The organism is Paenibacillus xylanilyticus, from assembly GCF_013359935.1.
Taxonomy (GTDB): Bacteria; Bacillota; Bacilli; order Paenibacillales; family Paenibacillaceae; genus Paenibacillus; species Paenibacillus xylanilyticus.
Map to the genome: position 1 here is coordinate 1 of NZ_JABMCB010000001.1, position 264 is coordinate 264.

A 264-nucleotide genomic window follows, 5' to 3' on the forward strand; every position below is an offset into this window, starting at 1 on the left:
TACAGCTCCCCGAGGCAGTTTCGTTGTTCGCCACGTCCTTCATCGGCTCCTAGCGCCTAGGCATCCTCCGTGTGCTCTTAGTAGCTTAACCAATTGCTCATACGAGCAAATGCAATCTACCGTTTTATTGAAACTTGTTTAACACAAGTTCAGCTAAAAGGAATGTTCTAATTCGCAATTTTCGTTTCGATATCTAGTTTTCAAAGAACAAGCTCCATGCAAAAGCAAGCTGTTTTGAGAGTTTGAGCTCTCAAAACTGAGCAA

The 264-nt window shown here is 42.8% G+C and carries 1 rRNA gene; it reads right to left on the bottom strand.

The features are described 5' to 3' along the window. A 23S ribosomal RNA gene (locus HP552_RS00005) occupies positions 1 to 91 on the bottom strand; the annotation flags it as partial. Positions 92 to 264: the final 173 nt, after the last annotated feature.